The sequence below is a fragment of the Bacteroides sp. NSJ-39 genome (assembly GCF_014287315.1).
Taxonomy (GTDB): domain Bacteria; phylum Bacteroidota; class Bacteroidia; order Bacteroidales; family Bacteroidaceae; genus Bacteroides; species Bacteroides finegoldii.
In genome coordinates, this window is the sequence record NZ_JACOOB010000065.1 from 1 (window position 1) to 1,199 (window position 1,199).

Below are 1,199 nucleotides of genomic sequence, written 5' to 3' on the forward strand. Positions count from 1 at the left end.
AACCTTGAAGCGAAGCTGGAGAAGGTGGAACACGCCATAAAGTCACGCACGGACGACGTGGTGGATTTCAAGCAGATGGGCATCGACCACATCTTCATAGATGAGAGCCACCAGTTCAAGAATCTGACTTTCAACACGCGCCACGACCGTGTGGCGGGATTGGGAAACAGCGAGGGAAGCCAGAAGGCACTTAACATGCTCTTTGCCATACGCACCATACAGGAGCGCACAGGAAAAGACTTGGGTGCGACCTTCCTCTCCGGCACGACTATCAGCAACTCACTGACTGAATTGTACCTGCTGTTCAAGTACCTGCGCCCGAAGGAGCTGGAACGGCAGGACATAAGGTGTTTCGACGCTTGGGCGGCGATATTTGCCAAGAAGACGACGGATTTTGAATTTAACGTGACGAACAATGTGGTCCAGAAGGAGCGTTTCCGCTACTTCATCAAAGTGCCGGAGCTTGCCGCCTTCTATAATGAAATCACGGACTACCGCACGGCGGAGGATGTGGGCGTTGACCGTCCTGCCAAGAACGAGATACTGCACCATATACCGCCCACGCCGGAACAGGAGGACTTCATACAGAAACTGATGCAGTTCGCCAAGACGGGCGATGCCACCTTGTTGGGCAGGCTGCCGCTTTCGGAAACGGAAGAAAAGGCGAAGATGCTCATCGCCACGGACTATGCCCGGAAAATGGCACTCGACATGCGCATGATAGACCCGAATTACGAAGATCATCCCGACAACAAAGCGAGTCACTGTGCCAAGATGATCGCGGAGTATTATCAAAAATACGACGCCCAGAAAGGCACGCAGTTCGTTTTCTCTGATTTGGGGACATACCAGCCGGGCGACGGGTGGAACGTCTATTCGGAAATCAAGCGCAAACTGACGGAGGACTACGGTATACCGCCAAGCGAGGTGCGCTTCATTCAGGAGTGCAAGACCGACAAGGCGCGGAAGGCGGTGATAGACGCCATGAACGCCGGGACGGTGCGTGTGCTGTTCGGCTCTACCTCTATGCTCGGAACGGGTGTGAACGCCCAGAAACGGTGTGTGGCTATCCATCATCTCGATACGCCGTGGGTGCGACATGAAGTCGCATAGATAATTGTTAGAATGATACTTACGAGTATCAGCTTTAACCCGCTGTTCCGTCAGCGGTAGCCTACCGACCGATGCACCTTAATGCT

1 pseudogene is annotated in these 1,199 nt (G+C 53.7%); it reads left to right on the plus strand.

The annotated features are described in order from the left end of the window. Window positions 1-1,113: pseudogene (locus H8S63_RS19735) on the plus strand (DNA methylase); the annotation flags it as partial. Window positions 1,114-1,199 lie beyond the last annotated feature (86 nt).